Source organism: Hydrophilobacter chitinilyticus (assembly GCF_049860745.1).
GTDB lineage: Bacteria > Pseudomonadota > Gammaproteobacteria > Burkholderiales > Burkholderiaceae_C > Rhodoferax_B.
Genome location: NZ_CP187561.1, coordinates 1413489 through 1427809 on the forward strand (window position 1 = coordinate 1413489; position 14321 = coordinate 1427809).

Below are 14321 nucleotides of genomic sequence, written 5' to 3' on the forward strand. Positions count from 1 at the left end.
CCTAGGCATCCATCTCTCAAGGAAGAACCATCATGTCATTTCTTCAACTGCGCGGCGTTGAAAAAGTCTTCGGCCAACACAAGGTTATCAAGGGTGTTGACCTCGACATCAACAAGAACGAATTCATCGTGTTCGTCGGCCCATCGGGCTGCGGAAAGTCCACACTGCTGCGCATGATTGCCGGGCTGGAAAGCATCGACGGCGGCTCGCTGCATGTCGACGGTAAAGACATCACGCACCTGCCGTCGTCGCAACGCGAACTGGCCATGGTGTTCCAAAGCTACGCGCTCTACCCGCACATGACGGTGTACGACAACATGTCGTTCGCGCTCAAGCTGGCCAAGGTGGCGCCCGATGTCATCAAGCAAAAGGTCGAGCACGCCGCCAGCATTTTGAACTTGACCAACTACCTCAAGCGGACCCCCAAAGAACTGTCAGGCGGGCAGCGTCAACGGGTGGCCATTGGCCGCGCCATCGTGCGCGCGCCGAAGATCTTCTTGTTCGACGAACCGCTGTCCAACCTGGACGCCGCACTGCGTGGCCAAACCCGGGTCGAGATCCATAAGCTGCATCGCGCACTGGGCGTGACCACCATCTACGTGACGCACGACCAGGTGGAAGCCATGACCCTGGCCGACCGCGTAGTGGTGTTGCGTGATGGCGCGATTGAACAAGTCGGCGCGCCGCTGGACTTGTACGACAAGCCCGCCAACCAGTTCGTGGCGCAGTTCATCGGCATGCCGTCGATGAATATCGTCAAGGCCGCGCAGTTGGCCGAGTTTGGTTCGCTCTCCGGCCAGACCGGTTTCCCTGTGCCGTCCGACGGCTTGATTGGTGTGCGCCCCGAAGGTGTGCGTGTGTTGCCTGCGGGCCGCAGCGGTGTGCCGGGCAAGGTCGAACTGATCGAGTCGCTGGGTGCCGACACGCTGATCCACGTCGAAGTCAAAGGCACGTCGATGATTTCGCGCCAAAGCGAACGCACGTCGCTCGAAGTGGGCGACCCGGTCACGCTCGAATTCGACTTGAACACCTTGCACTGCTTTGACAGCGCAGGCCGCATGGTGGCCCGCGTTTAAGCGCGCACCTGCAACCCCACTTGCGCCAAGAATTTTCTGCTGGAGAAAAGCACAATGCCTTTATCAAATTCACTGGTCATGCTGCACCTCGGTGTCGGCTCTTTCCACCGCGCACACCAGGCGTGGTACATGCACCGTTTTCGCAAACTCACACCGGCAGCCGGCACGCAATGGGCTTTGGCCGGGGGCAATCTGCGCCCCGACATGCCCGAGGTGATGGCCGCACTCGAAGCCCAGGGTGGCGCCTACACCTTGGAAACGGTGACCCCCGCCAACGAGCGCAGCTACGAGCGCATCGAATCCATCCGCAAGATCATCCCCTACAAAGCCAATTTGGCGGGCTTGATTGCGGTGGGCGCAGCGCCCAGCACGCGCATCATCTCGTTTACCGTGACCGAAGCGGGCTACTACCTCGACCCGCGCGACAACCTGGACTTGTCTGTGCCCGAGCTGGCCTCCGACTTGGCCAATGCGCGCCAGGGCTTGCCAGGGCGCAGCATCTATGGCGCGCTCACTGCCATCCTGCGCGAGCGCATGCGCCGCCAATCGGGCGCGGTCACGCTGCTCAACTGCGACAACCTGCGCCACAACGGCGACCGCGTGCGCAAAGGCCTGCTGTCGTTCATTGAACTGGCCGGTGATGAAGCCTTGCTGGCCTGGGTGCAGGGCAACACCACGTGCCCCAACGCCATGGTCGACCGCATCACGCCACGCCCCGCACCCGAGCTGCGCCAACGCGTGAAAGAAGCCACGGGCTGGGCCGACGCCGCGCCCATCATGGGCGAGTCGTTCATCCAGTGGGTGATTGAAGACAACTTCTGCAATGGCCGCCCGCAGTGGGAGTCGGCCGGGGTGCAAATGGTCACCTCAGTGGCGCCGTTTGAAGAGGCGAAGATTCGCCTGCTCAACGCCACGCACAGCTGCATCGCCTGGGCTGGCACGCTGGCGGGTTACCAGTACATCCACGAAGGCACACACGACGCCCGCATCCGCAAGTTTGCGTTCGACTACGTCACCAACGACGTGATGCCGTGCCTGGACACACCATCACACCCGAGCCCGCTGGACTTGGCCGCCTACCGCGACACCGTGCTCGACCGCTTTGGTAACCCCGCCATCCAGGACACCAACCAGCGTGTGGCGGCCGACGGTTTCTCGAAGATGCCAGGCTTCATTGCCCCCACCGTGCGCGAATGCCTGGCGCGTGGCGCCAGCATTGACTCGGTGGTCATGCTGCCCGCGTTGTTCCTGGCGTTCTTGCAGCGCTGGCACAAAGGCGAGCTGTCGTACGAATACCAAGACCAGGCCATGGATCCGGCCGTGGCCCACGCCATCTGCGATGCCGCAGACCCCGTGCAAGCGCTGGCCGACAACGTGTCGTTCTGGGGTGAGTACGCGGGGGATGCGCGCCTGGTAGCCGCACTGCATGCCGCCAGCCAACGCGTTGCGGCCTTTGTGGCCGAGTCTGCTGCTCCCAAGGCCTAGCTTCATGCCACGCCTGCAAGGACAACACGCGCTGCTGACCGGTGCGGCCGGTGGCATTGGCCTGGCCACGGTGGAGGCCTTCATGCGTGAGGGCGCACGCTGCACGGCGGTCGATCTGCAGCCAGAGCCCAGCCCGGGACTCAAGGCGCTGATGGCGGAGCATCCGCACACGCTGCAATGCCTGTGCGTGGACATCACCGACCTAGCCTCCATCGCGCAACTGCTCACCGATGCACGAGCCCGCTTCGGCACCGTCACCTGCCTGTTCAACAATGCGGCCGTCTTCAGCCTTGGCCCGTTGCTAGAGATCGATGTGGCGCAGTACGACCGCATCTTCGACGTCAACGTCAAAGGCATGTTCTTCGTGATGCAAGCGGTGCTGAAGCAAATGGTGGCCGATGGCTGCCGTGGCAACGTCATCAACCTGGCCTCGCAAGCCGGGCGGCGCGGCGAAGCGCTGGTGGCGCACTACTGCGCCAGCAAGGCGGCCGTCATCAGCTACACCCAATCGGCCGCGCTGGCCATGGCCCCGCACCACATCCGGGTGAATGCGTTGTCACCGGGTGTGATCGACACACCCATGTGGCAACAGGTCGACGCGCAGTTCGCAGCGGTAGAAGGCTTGCAGCCGGGCGAGAAGAAGCGCGCTGTGGGTCTGGCCGTGCCGCTAGGCGCCATGGGTGTGCCCGAAGATGTGGCACGCGCGGCCGTTTTCCTCGCCAGCGCCGAGGCTTCGTACATCACCGCCCAAACTCTGAACGTGGACGGTGGTAATGTCATGAGCTGAGGCAATGCTGAACAAGTCCCTCTCGGCGCCCGCATCCCTGGTATGGGCAGCCTGCGGCGTTGCAAATCCTCGCCATAGCACGGGCTATGGCTGTGGTTTGCGCCTAGCAGTCCCTCCCATCCCAGGGCGCGGCCATCCGAGGCGACCTGTTCAGCATCGCCTTAGGTTCTGGCTAACTATTGGCGCTAGGCTAGTCTGCGAAGTAAGGAGATGAACATGGTCAGCTTGCGAAACCGCGTGCGTGAGCCCGAGTTGGAACACGACCTCGGGCGCGACCCCACGCTGGGCTACGAGCCACGCGAAGTGCATGGCAGCCTGCGGTATCTGGAACACGGCATTCCCACACCCTTGGTGCGCTGGCACCAGCACGAAGAATACGAGCTGCACCTGATCGTGCAAACGCGCGGCAAGCTGTTTGTGGGCGACTACATCGGCCATTTCGAGCCGGGTAACCTGGTGCTCACCGGCCCGCGCCTGCCGCACAACTGGATCTCCAGCGACCCGCCAGCCGGCGGTGTGGCCCTGCGCGACATGGTGCTGCAGTTTGCCGATGCCCCGCTGCGCGAGGCCAGCAGCCACATTGGCGAATTGCAAGGTGTGTTGCCGCTGCTGGAGCGGGCGCGCCACGGCATCGAATTTTTTGGCATGAGCGACAGCGTGCGCGACCATCTGGAACGCATCAAACTCAGCCATGGGCTGCAGCGTTTTGGCGAGTTTCTGCAACTGCTCGGCAACCTGGCGCGCTGCACCGAGTACCGGTTGCTGTCGACCGTGCAGATGCAAAGCTTTGACGACGACGCCTCGCTGGCGCAACTCAGCGGCATCGTCAGCTACCTCACCGACCACTGCGCCGAGCAGTTCACCATGGCCGATATTTCGGCACGCGCGGGCATGAGCGAAAGCCAGTTCTCGCGCTACTTCCGCCGCGCCACCGGCAACACGTTTACCGATTTTGTGAACCGCCTGCGCATCAACCGCGCCTGCCAGTTGCTCATGGAAACCGACCGTTATGTGAACAACGTGTGCTACGACGTCGGCTTCAACAACGTGGCCAACTTCAACCGGCGCTTCTTGCAGATCAAGGGCATGACGCCCAAAGACTTCCGTCGCCAAGCCGAAGGGCGCTACGGCCCCAGACCCTAATTTCATCTTTTTGCGCCATGTATCTCGGACTCGACCTCGGCACCTCAGAACTCAAAGCGCTGCTGCTTTCACCTACCCACGAGGTGCTGGCCGTCGCGCACGCGCCGCTCACGGTGCAGCAGCTGCGCCCGTTGTGGTCTGAGCAGCAACCCGCCACGTGGTGGCAAGCGCTCGAATCGGTGCTGGACCAATTTGCCGCATCCCACGGCGCAGCCCTGTCTACCGTGCGCGCCATCGGCCTTTCGGGCCAGATGCACGGTGCGGTGTTGCTCGACGCGCAAGACCAGGTGTTGCGGCCCGCCATCTTGTGGAACGACGGCCGCAGCGGCACCGAATGCCTTGAGCTCGAAGCGGCTGTGCCCGATCAGGCGCAGATTACCGGCAACCTGGCCATGCCCGGCTTCACCGCCCCCAAACTGCTGTGGCTGCGCAAACACGAGCCCGATGTGTTTGCACGCGTGGCTCGCGTGCTGTTGCCCAAAGATTACCTGCGGCTGCTACTTACCGGCGAGGCCGTGACCGACTGTTCCGACGCCTCTGGCACCCTGTGGCTCAACGTTGCCGAGCGTCGGTGGTCGGCGCCCATGCTGGCCGCCTGTGGCTTGACCGAAGCGCACATGCCGCGTGTGGTGGAAGGCAGCGAAGTCTCTGCAGGTTTGACTGCCAGCGTCGCCGCGCGCTGGGGTCTCAGTGCCGGCATTCCCGTGGCCGGCGGCGGGGGCGACAACGCCGCCAGCGCCGTGGGCATGGGCGTGGTGGCGCCGGGGCAGGGCTTTGTGTCGTTGGGCACCTCGGGCGTGGTGTTCTTGGCCACAGAGCGGTTCGAACCCAACCCCGCGCAAGCCGTGCACGCGTTCTGCCACGCCTTGCCGCAGCAGTGGCACCAGATGGCCGTCATGCTCTCGGCCGCCAGCGCCGTGGCCTGGGCCACGCGCACGCTGGGCTTTGCCAACGAAGCCGCCATGCTGGCCGCCGCCGCATCCTTGGGGCCCGCCGAGCGCGCACACGCACCGCTGTTTTTGCCCTACCTCTCGGGTGAGCGTTCGCCGCACAACAACCCGCATGCGCAGGGCGTGTTGTTTGGCCTGGGCCATCAGCATGGCCCCGCCGCGATCGCTTACGCCGTGGCCGAAGGCGTGGCGTTTGGTTTGTGTGATGGCTGGCGTACCCTGTCGCGGGCCACCCCCGTGCACGCCTTGTCGGCCGTGGGTGGCGGCACGCGCAGCGCGTGGTGGGTGCAGTTGTTGGCGAACGTGTTGCGCGTGCCGCTGGAAATTTTGGACGGTGGCGCCACCGGCGCAGCCCTTGGCGCCGCGCGCCTGGGCTGGCTGGCCGATGGCGGCAGTGTGGACGAAGTCTGCCGTCGCCCTGCTGTGGTGCAGGTGTTCCACCCTGAAGCGCGCGATGCAGAGCTGGTGCAGCGCTATCAACGCTTTGGCGCGCTGTACCAGGCGCTCAAAGGAAGCTTTCCCGCTTGAGATGGGCTTTGAAGCGATCTAAGGCGGTCTGAGGCAGACTGAGGTGAAATGACCGCTTGAGGCAATTTGCCAATGCGTAGACAGCTCCTGAATTGAGAGTAAATTCGCGGCAATAAAAACCGCTAGACGCCTCTGCCCGCAGCGTCGACACTGCGCGCAGGTGCCCCATGTCAAACCCCGAACCGTCCTCCTTTTCGTCCGCTCGCTCGCCGGTCACCCCACCCACGCAAGCATTGCCAACTGGCTGGCAACAAATCCACGTCCACGTCGGTGCACCTGCCAAGCCGGCATTCGGCGCACCCTGCAACGGTTGTGGCGTGTGTTGCCTGGTGACGCCGTGCCCTTTAGGCATGGTGGTGTCGCGTCGTCGCCATGGGGCCTGCAGCGCGCTGGCCTGGAGCGATGCCGAGCAGCGCTACCAATGCGGTCTGTTGATGGCTCCGCAGCGTTTGTTGGGGCGTCAGAGCGAGGCACCGCGTTGGCTTACACGCCTGTTGGGCCGCTGGGTGCGCCGCTGGATTGCCGCAGGGGTGGGCTGTGACGCCACGTGGCAGCCCACTGTAGAAGAAGACGTCGCCAAACCATTGCGTTAGCACCCCAGACCGCGGCTTTTCAGTGCCCGGCTTTTGCACTTCTACAACGAATGCATGCAGTCGATTGTTCAATCCATAAGAACGCTGTCTTTCGTGCGCTAGACTGGCCGACGCTCTGCGAAGTCACTTTTGAGACACCGCTCGGTGCCCGCTCACGCCACCTGCTCCAGCCCCGTTGAACACACTCCCTTCGAGAAAGGCATCTGTGAAGAAAGACGAGTTGAGGTCTGACCTTCTGCAATATGCATTGGATAACAACCTTGCAGGCCTGATGACCCAACTGGTCACCGCCATCGGTGTGGTGCTTATCCTGCATGCGGCGGATGATTCCCGTGACTGGCTTTGGGTGTGGCTGGCGATTGCGGTGTTCACCGTCGGTGTACGGCTGGCGCTGCACCGCTACATGTGCCGCACCATCCACACCGTCAAAGGCAAGTCTCCGGAATGGATCGACCGGGCCTGGCTGCTGCAGAAAACCGGCTTGATGGTGGCGGGCCTCTTGTGGGCCGCGCTGATCTCCATCGGCTTCAACAACTACCCACCAGCGCAGCAATACCTGATCATGATGGTGCTGGCCGCCATGGCCGGTGGGGCGGCCAGTGTGCTTGCGCCCATGCGGGTGATGGGGCCGATGTACATGGCCTTGTTGATGGGCCCGGTTTGTTTTCAACTGGCGCGGCAAAACCCCGACCAATGGGTCGTTGGCGTGATTGGTGCCGTGTTCTTTTGCATGATGGTGGTAGGCCACCGCCACAACCATGCCCAACTACGCAAGGCGATCAATCTGCAGAACGAGAACTGGCACTTGATCGAGCAGCTCACGCTGCGTACCGCCGAGGTCATGACCTCCAACACCGAACTCGAAGAGCGCGTGGACGAGCGTACCCGCTCCCTGCATAGCCTGGCCAACCACGACCCGCTGACGGGCTTGCTGAACCGACGTGGCCTGATGCACCACTTGAGCCCCTTGCCCTACACCGCGCCGCACTGCCACGCGGTGTTGTTTTTGGATTTGGACCACTTCAAGCAAATCAATGACGGCCTGGGCCACGTGAGCGGCGACGCGATCTTGCTTGAGGTCGCACAGCGTCTGAACACCTTGCTGCCCACCACGGCCACCGTGGCGCGCTGGGGTGGCGACGAATTCATTGTGGTGACGCCTGCGCTGGTGGACGTGCGCCATCAATCGTTGAAGCTGGCCCAGCGCGTGCACGATGGGCTGACGAAGACCTACAACATCGAGTCTGCGTCGGTACAGATGGGCGCTAGCATTGGCATTGCCGTGCAGGGTGAAGACGGCGACACCATCGAAACCTTGCTGCAGGCGGCCGACTTGGCCTCGGCCGAGGCCAAGCGCCTGGGGCGTGGCCGCATCGTCTATTACGACAGCACGCTGGCGCGCATCCAGCGCCGCAAGCACGACATCAACGCCGCCCTGCGGGACGCGGTGCATGACGGCAGCCTGTCGCTACATTTCCAACCGCTGGTATCGGCCGCGACCGGCGCCGTGGTGTCGGTGGAGGCCTTGCTGCGCTGGAGCTCGCCGCAACTCGGGCCGGTGGGCCCGCAGGAGTTCATTCCGCTAGCGGAAGAATCCGACCGCATTGTTGAGCTGGGCGCCTGGGTGCTGCAGCAGGCGTGCCGCGCGGCCGCCAGTTGGGCTCCGCAGCCGGGCGACCGTCCGCATCTGCCCACGGTAGCCGTCAACGTGTCGATGCGCCAACTGGCCACACAGCGGTTTGGCACGTTTGTGGCCGAGACCCTGGCGGCCACCCATTTGCCCGCCTCGCGGCTGGTGGTGGAAGTCACCGAGTCGGTGTTCGATGAGCACAACCAGGATCGCATCCTGCAATCACTGCAAGGCCTGCGTGCGCTGGGCGTGCACATTCATATCGACGACTTTGGCACGGGTTATTCGTCGCTCTCGCGGCTGCGAGAGTTCCCCATCGACGGCATCAAGATCGACCGTTCTTTCATCGCCAAGCTTGATGACCGTGCGCTGGCGGTGGTGGAGAGCGCGGTGCTGATCGCCAAGCGCTTCTCGCTGAAGATCATTGCCGAAGGCATTGAGACGCCCGCCCAGGCGCACTGTTTGCAAGCGCTGGGGGTGGACGAATTCCAGGGCTACCTGTTCGGCAAGCCGCAGCCCGTGGCCCAACTCCAAGGCGTGGCGCCAGACTGGCGTCTGGAGCCGCTGGAGGCCTGAACTGTTCCTGAGCCGCCCGGCCTTATTCCAAGGCCGACGTCGGGCCGAAGAATTCGTGCCGCGCCTGTGCATCGGGCACACCGGCCGTGCGCAGGTGGCGGCGCACTGCGCGCATGAAGGGCTTGGGGCCGAGGAAGTAGGCATCCACATCACGCGTGTGCGCCGGCAGCCAGGCTTGCAAACGCGCGGGGTCGAGGTAGCCGCTGGCGTGGGGTGCTTCGGCGTCTGGCGTGCCGGTGGCATCGTCGTATACGTAGTAGCGCGTGAGCTGTGGATGCTTGTGCGCCGCAGCCTCGATGTGGTGGCGGAACGCGTGCACACGGTGGTTGCGCGCGCAGTGGATGAAGACCACCGGGCGTTGGGTTTGCAGCGCTGCGTCCAGCATCGCCAGCGTGGGGGTGATGCCCACCCCGCCGCTGATCAGCACCAACGGTTTATCACTCGCCGTCAGTGTGAATTCGCCTGATGGTGCGTAGAGCTGCAGCGTGCTGCCCACCTGCACGTGGTCATGCAAATAGTTGGATGCGACACCACCCGCTTCGCGCTTCACGCTGATGCGGTAGCTGCGGCCATTGGGCGCGGCCGATAGCGAGTAATTGCGGCGGATGTCTTCGCCGTTCACCATCAAGCGCAGGCCAATGTATTGGCCGGGCTTGAAGTCCATGGGCGCGCCACCGTCGGCTGGCACCAGGTAGAAGGAGGTGATCTCGTCCGACTCTGGTACCTTTTGTTCTACCGTGAAGGCACGCTCGCCACGCCAGCCGCCTGGGGTAGCGGCTTGCGCGTCGTAGAGCTGTTTTTCGGCGCCGATCAAGATGTCGGCCAGTTGGCCGTAGGCCGCGCCCCAGGCGTCGATCACCGCATCGGTGGCAATTTCAACGCCCAGCACTTCGCGGATGGCGCGCAGCAAGCAGCCACCCACGATGGGGTAGTGCTCGGGCTGCACTTGCAGCGCCACGTGTTTGTTGATGATTTGCGTGGCCAGTGGGCCCATGGCTTCCAGCCGGTCGATGTTCTTGGCGTACATCAACACGCCGTTGGCCAGTGCGCGCGGCTGGTCGCCACTGGCTTGGTGGGTTTGGTTGAAGAACGGGCGTACCTCGGGGTGCTCGGCCAGCATCAACTGGTAGAAGTGCGTGGTCAGCGCCTCGCCGCCTTGTTCGAGCAGGGGCACGGTGGACGAGACGATGGCGCGTTGGGCGGCGGTCAACATGGGGTGAGGCTCCGAGGGTTGAAGATGCTTCTGTATTGCAACCGCCGTGCCACCATCTGATACCTTTTAAATCAATGGCTTATGTGCCTATGATGTCAAAGTGACTTTCTGTTTTATTTGGTCATAATGACACCATTGGAGTGTTTATGACATCAAGCCCGCTGCTCGAAGCCTTGTTGCCGCTGACCGCCGACCTGGCCCGCGAGGTGCCCGAGGCCGAGCGTTACCGCCGCATGCTGCAAGCGTTGCGACGCTTGTTGCCCTGTGATGCGGTGGCGCTGCTGCAGTTGGACGGGGATCGCCTGGTGCCCTTGGCGGTGGATGGTTTGTCGGGCGACACCTTGGGCCGCCGCTTCAAGGTGGCCGAGCACCCGCGTTTTGAGGCCCTGTTGGCGGCGCCCGGCCCGGTGCGCTTCGCGGCGGACTGCGGTTTGCCCGACCCGTACGACGGCCTGGTCGACGGCATCCACGGCCATCTGCCCGTGCACGATTGCATGGGCTGCACGCTGCAACTGGACGGCCAGCCTTGGGGCCTGCTCACGCTCGATGCCCTCAGCGTGAACCGCTTCGCCGCTAAAGCGCCTGAGACGCTGCAAGCCTTCGCCAGCCTGGCTGCGGCCACCGTGGCCGTGGCCCAGCGCATCCGCCGTCTGGAAGATCGGGCCGAGGTCTACCAGCAAGCCGCCGCCAGTACCGCCCCGCGCAGCTTGATCGGCCAGAGCCCGGCTCACCGGCAGTTGATGAAAGAGATCGCGCTGGTGGGCCCCAGCGAGCTGTGTGTGTTGATCCAGGGCGAAACCGGCACCGGCAAAGAACTGGTGGCGCAGGCGCTGCATGCGGCGTCCAACCGCGCGGCGCGGCCGCTGGTGGCCGTCAACTGCGCGGCCCTGCCAGACAACCTGGTAGAGAGTGAACTCTTTGGCCACGTGCGCGGCGCCTTCACCGGCGCGGTGGCCGAGCGCGGTGGCAAGTTTGAACTGGCCGATGGCGGCACGCTGTTCCTCGACGAAGTGGCCGAACTGCCGCTCGCCGTCCAAGCCAAGCTGCTGCGCGTGCTGCAAAGCGGCCAGGTGCAGCGCTTGGGCTCAGACCGCGAGCACCGCGTCGACGTGCGCCTGATCGCCGCCAGCAACCGCGACCTGGCCGATGAAGTGCGTGCCGGCCGCCTGCGCGCCGACTTCTACCACCGCCTTAGCGTCTACCCGCTGCGCGTGCCCGCGTTGCGTGACCGTGGCCGCGACGTGCTGCCGCTGGCGGGCTGTTTTCTGGAAGAGAACCGCTCGCGCCTGGGTTTGCGCAGCGTGCGTCTGAGCGGCGATGCCCAGGCCGCACTGCTGGCCTACGACTGGCCGGGCAACGTGCGCGAGCTGGAACACTTGCTGGGCCGCAGCGTGCTCAAGGCGCTGGGCCGGCACTCGCCGCGCCCGCCAATGTTGACGGTAGAGGCCGAAGACCTGGGGCTGGCTGCAGAGCAAGCACTGCCGGCCGCGAACGTAGAGGCAGCCCCCATGGCGGCTTCAACAACGGCGCCAGTCGCGTTACGCGTGGCCGTTGAAAAGTTGGAGCGTGACATGATCAACCAGGCCCTCGCACAGCACCGCCATAGCTGGGCCGCTGCCGCGCGGAGCTTGGGCGTAGACCGTGCCAACCTCGCGCGCATGGCCAAGCGCTTGGGTATCACGCGTGAGGATGTGTGATGGATGTTTGGCGCGATTCGGCTCGGGTGTTGCCAAATGCGAATTTCTTCTCGTGTTGCGCAACTTTGCGCCCGTATGCCGGGGTATGGCAACCCATGGCAGGCTTCGTCACGAGAAGTGTTGTGGGCTGCCGTTAGACTGCGCGGTGGCCCTTTGGGGAGTGGATAAGCGGGGCAGAGGGTGGCTCATCACAAGGTAAAAAAAGATGCTGGAAAACATGCAGAAGTCTGAAGTTCAGGGTGCGGCTCACAGCGGCTTCGACCAGCAGTTTCTGCGTTTCGAGCCGGGCGCGTTTGATTTCCCCTTGCCCAAGGTGGCGGTCACGCCGCGCCGCGCCTGGAGCTTGTCGCCTCGCCGCATTTCCCCCGGTTTTCGCATGGCGCATGCCAGCACAGGCGCAGAGGCCGTACGTTTTTTCACGCGTGCACGCTACGCCCTGTTCGAGGCGCTGCGTTGTGTTGGCGTTAGCCCGGGTAACGGGTTTCTGGCGCCGTCCTACCACTGCCGCACGATGCTCGACCCGGCCATTGCCTTGGGTGCGCCGGTTTACCTTTACGACCTGTTGCCAGACCTCACGCCTGACTTGGCCTCGGTTGAGCAAATGCTGCAAACACAACCGCATATCCGTTGCGTTTTGGTGCCGCATTATTTTGGCTTTGTGCGTGACTTGTCTGCGGTCAAAAGCCTGTGCAACCAGTACGGCGTAGACCTGATCGAAGATTGCTCGCATGCCTTGTTTGGCGGCGAGTCGCAAACGCAGTTCGGCCGTTGGGGGCGTTTTGCCATCGCCAGCCCACCCAAGTTTTTTCCCTGCGCAGATGGCGGGCTGTTATGGGCTAGCCGCCCGGAAGATGTGCGTGCGTTGCAGCCCGCCCCCCCAGGGTTGAAGGCCGAGTTGCGCGGCGTGTGGCAGTTTTTGCAGCACCAGCGCCAGCCTGCACCACAGTTGTCGACATCGGTCTCGGCAGAGCCCGTAGAGGCATCCACGGCGTCGGCCGATCGGCTGCTGCCGCGCGGCCTGTCGCATGACTACAATCCCGCGCTGCAAGGACAAGCGGGACTGGCGTGGTCACGTGCGGTGATGGGCCTGACCGATGTGCCGCAATTGATCGAAGCCAGAAGACGCAATTACACACGTTGGGTAGAAGCGACCCAATCGTTGGAGGGTTGTGTTCCACTGCTGCCCGAACTGGCGCCAGAGACGGTGCCGTACATGTTCCCGCTGCGCCTGCTCTCCCCCGAGACGGTATTCTTCCCCCTGAAACGCCAGGGCTTGCCGGTGTGGCGCTGGGATGATTTGGCGGTGTCGCAGTGCAGCGTCTCCACGCGCTATCGCCTGGAATTGCTGCACCTGCCGTGCCATCAGGAACTTCGAGACCACGAGATGGACTGGATGCTGAAGACCTTGCAGCAAGCGCTGAAGATCAGCCCCAAATCACCAACGCAAAACAAACCACAGGGAGTTGCATGAAGCGGATCTACACCGAGGCTGACCTGACGGTTGAGAGCTGCCAATCCCTGAGCGACCTGCCAGCCGATGCCCACGCCTTGATGGCGTTGGCCGAGCACACCAGCATGCAGTTTGGTACGAGCTGGTACGCCAACCTGATTGAACAGGTGTTTGCCGACCAGGCAGACGACCTTTGGTTTTACGTTTTGCGCAGCCCTACTGAAGTGTTGGCGGTGCTGCCGTTGCGCGCGGAGCGGGCGAAGGGCGCGGTCACGCTGTGCGCCCTGGCCAACTACTACACCTGTGTGTATGCGCCTTGTTTGGCCCCGTCTGTCACGCCGCAGCACATGGCGGTGTTGTTCCGCGCGCTGAAGAAAAGCTGGTCGCGCCTGGCCGCGGTCAACCTGTCACCTATGGACCACGACGCGCCGCAATTTCAGCTCTTGCAACAAGCCATGACGCTGGCGGGTTTGCGCAACTTCGACTTCTACTGTTTTGGCAACTGGTACGAGCCGGTGCAAACCGATTGGAAGGGCTACTTGATGCAGCGCAAGGCCAACTTCCGCAGCACCATCAAGCGCCATGGCGCCAAGCTGGTAGAGGAAGGCGGGCGCATCGAGTTGGTGGACGCATCTTCAACGCAGGCGGTAGAGGCTGCGATCGAGGCTTACCAAAAGGTGTACAGCGCCAGTTGGAAGCAGGACGAACCGTTTGCCGATTTTGTGCCCGGCCTGATCCGCACTTGCGCGCAGCAGGGCTGGCTGCGCATGGGTTTGGGGTGGATGGGTGACCAGCCCATCGCCGCCCAGATCTGGATCGTGGCCTACGGCAAGGCCGACATCTACAAGGTGGCCTACGACGAGAAGTTCAAGGCCTACTCACCCGGCACCTTGGTGTCGGCTCTGGTGATGGAGCACGTGATGATGGTCGACGGTGTGCGCGAAGTCGACTTTCTGGTGGGTGACGATGCCTACAAAAAAGTCTGGATGACCGCACGCCGCGAGCGCTGGGGTTTGGTGGGCTACAACACCGCAGCGCTGGCGGGTCTGCTGGGCTGGCAACGCGAAGTGTGGTGGCGCAAGCTCAAGCCCCTGGTGGCGCGTGGCAAAGCCATGCTGGCCAAAGCCAAGTCCGGCAAGGTCGCCAAAGCTGGCAAAGAGAAGGACAAGGAAAAGCCTTCTGCCTGAGCGGCG

General features: G+C 63.5%; 11 protein-coding genes. 10 read left to right on the forward strand and 1 reads right to left on the reverse strand.

What is annotated here, in order from left to right; translation table 11 throughout:
• The first annotated feature begins 32 nt into the window (after nucleotides 1–32).
• From ACPWMG_RS06395 to ACPWMG_RS06425, 7 genes are all read left to right on the forward strand, one after another.
• A complete protein-coding gene (locus ACPWMG_RS06395; protein WP_483303820.1) occupies nucleotides 33–1076 on the forward strand; it encodes an ABC transporter ATP-binding protein in 1044 nt (347 codons plus the stop codon).
• Between the two features lie 78 nt (nucleotides 1077–1154).
• Nucleotides 1155–2561, forward strand: a complete 1407-nt coding sequence (gene dalD, locus ACPWMG_RS06400) for a D-arabinitol 4-dehydrogenase (protein WP_483305190.1) — start codon at nucleotides 1155–1157, stop codon at nucleotides 2559–2561.
• 4 nt (nucleotides 2562–2565) lie between these two features.
• A complete protein-coding gene (locus ACPWMG_RS06405; protein ID WP_483303821.1) occupies nucleotides 2566–3348 on the forward strand; it encodes an L-iditol 2-dehydrogenase in 783 nt (260 codons plus the stop codon).
• A gap of 210 nt (nucleotides 3349–3558) precedes the next feature.
• Nucleotides 3559–4491, forward strand: coding sequence for an AraC family transcriptional regulator (locus ACPWMG_RS06410; RefSeq protein WP_483303822.1), 933 nt, complete (start codon nucleotides 3559–3561; stop codon nucleotides 4489–4491).
• A 17-nt stretch (nucleotides 4492–4508) separates the two neighbouring features.
• Entirely contained in the window at nucleotides 4509–5969 is a 1461-nt protein-coding gene (xylB, locus tag ACPWMG_RS06415) for a xylulokinase (RefSeq protein ID WP_483303823.1), read from the forward strand.
• Between the two features lie 167 nt (nucleotides 5970–6136).
• On the forward strand, nucleotides 6137–6562 hold the full coding sequence (locus ACPWMG_RS06420; RefSeq protein ID WP_483303824.1) for a hypothetical protein: 426 nt from the start codon (nucleotides 6137–6139) through the stop codon (nucleotides 6560–6562).
• Between the two features lie 271 nt (nucleotides 6563–6833).
• The gene (locus ACPWMG_RS06425) at nucleotides 6834–8768 is read left to right on the forward strand and encodes a putative bifunctional diguanylate cyclase/phosphodiesterase (RefSeq protein ID WP_483303825.1); all 1935 of its coding nucleotides are present in this window, start codon (nucleotides 6834–6836) and stop codon (nucleotides 8766–8768) included.
• 22 nt (nucleotides 8769–8790) lie between these two features.
• On the opposite strand, the gene hmpA is transcribed toward ACPWMG_RS06425, so the two are convergent.
• A complete protein-coding gene (gene hmpA, locus ACPWMG_RS06430) occupies nucleotides 8791–9981 on the reverse strand; it encodes an NO-inducible flavohemoprotein (protein ID WP_483303826.1) in 1191 nt (396 codons plus the stop codon).
• A gap of 146 nt (nucleotides 9982–10127) precedes the next feature.
• On the opposite strand from hmpA, the gene norR reads away from it, so the two are divergent.
• The 3 genes from norR to ACPWMG_RS06445 all read left to right on the forward strand — a co-directional run bounded on the left by norR (nucleotide 10128) and on the right by ACPWMG_RS06445 (nucleotide 14315).
• Nucleotides 10128–11678, forward strand: coding sequence for a nitric oxide reductase transcriptional regulator NorR (gene norR / locus ACPWMG_RS06435; protein WP_483303827.1), 1551 nt, complete (start codon nucleotides 10128–10130; stop codon nucleotides 11676–11678).
• Nucleotides 11679–11883: 205 nt separating this feature from the next.
• Entirely contained in the window at nucleotides 11884–13149 is a 1266-nt protein-coding gene (locus ACPWMG_RS06440; protein ID WP_483303828.1) for a DegT/DnrJ/EryC1/StrS family aminotransferase, read from the forward strand.
• Nucleotides 13146–14315 (forward strand): GNAT family N-acetyltransferase, encoded by a 1170-nt coding sequence (locus ACPWMG_RS06445; RefSeq protein WP_483303829.1) that lies wholly within the window; start codon nucleotides 13146–13148, stop codon nucleotides 14313–14315. The genes ACPWMG_RS06440 and ACPWMG_RS06445 overlap by 4 nt, the downstream gene beginning before the upstream one ends.
• The last annotated feature ends 6 nt before the right edge of the window (nucleotides 14316–14321 follow it).

What these genes read in the sequence shown, in the direction of transcription:
- xylB (WP_483303823.1), top strand. Translation starts at nt 4,509, where the DNA reads ATGTATCTCGGACTCGACCTCGGCACCTCAGAACTCAAAGCGCTGCTG.
- hmpA (WP_483303826.1), bottom strand. Translation starts at nt 9,981, where the DNA reads ATGTTGACCGCCGCCCAACGCGCCATCGTCTCGTCCACCGTGCCCCTG.
- ACPWMG_RS06440 (WP_483303828.1), top strand. Translation starts at nt 11,884, where the DNA reads ATGCTGGAAAACATGCAGAAGTCTGAAGTTCAGGGTGCGGCTCACAGC.
- ACPWMG_RS06420 (WP_483303824.1), top strand. Translation starts at nt 6,137, where the DNA reads ATGTCAAACCCCGAACCGTCCTCCTTTTCGTCCGCTCGCTCGCCGGTC.
- ACPWMG_RS06410 (WP_483303822.1), top strand. Translation starts at nt 3,559, where the DNA reads ATGAACATGGTCAGCTTGCGAAACCGCGTGCGTGAGCCCGAGTTGGAA.
- ACPWMG_RS06395 (WP_483303820.1), top strand. Translation starts at nt 33, where the DNA reads ATGTCATTTCTTCAACTGCGCGGCGTTGAAAAAGTCTTCGGCCAACAC.
- ACPWMG_RS06405 (WP_483303821.1), top strand. Translation starts at nt 2,566, where the DNA reads ATGCCACGCCTGCAAGGACAACACGCGCTGCTGACCGGTGCGGCCGGT.
- dalD (WP_483305190.1), top strand. Translation starts at nt 1,155, where the DNA reads ATGCTGCACCTCGGTGTCGGCTCTTTCCACCGCGCACACCAGGCGTGG.
- ACPWMG_RS06445 (WP_483303829.1), top strand. Translation starts at nt 13,146, where the DNA reads ATGAAGCGGATCTACACCGAGGCTGACCTGACGGTTGAGAGCTGCCAA.
- ACPWMG_RS06425 (WP_483303825.1), top strand. Translation starts at nt 6,834, where the DNA reads ATGACCCAACTGGTCACCGCCATCGGTGTGGTGCTTATCCTGCATGCG.
- norR (WP_483303827.1), top strand. Translation starts at nt 10,128, where the DNA reads ATGACATCAAGCCCGCTGCTCGAAGCCTTGTTGCCGCTGACCGCCGAC.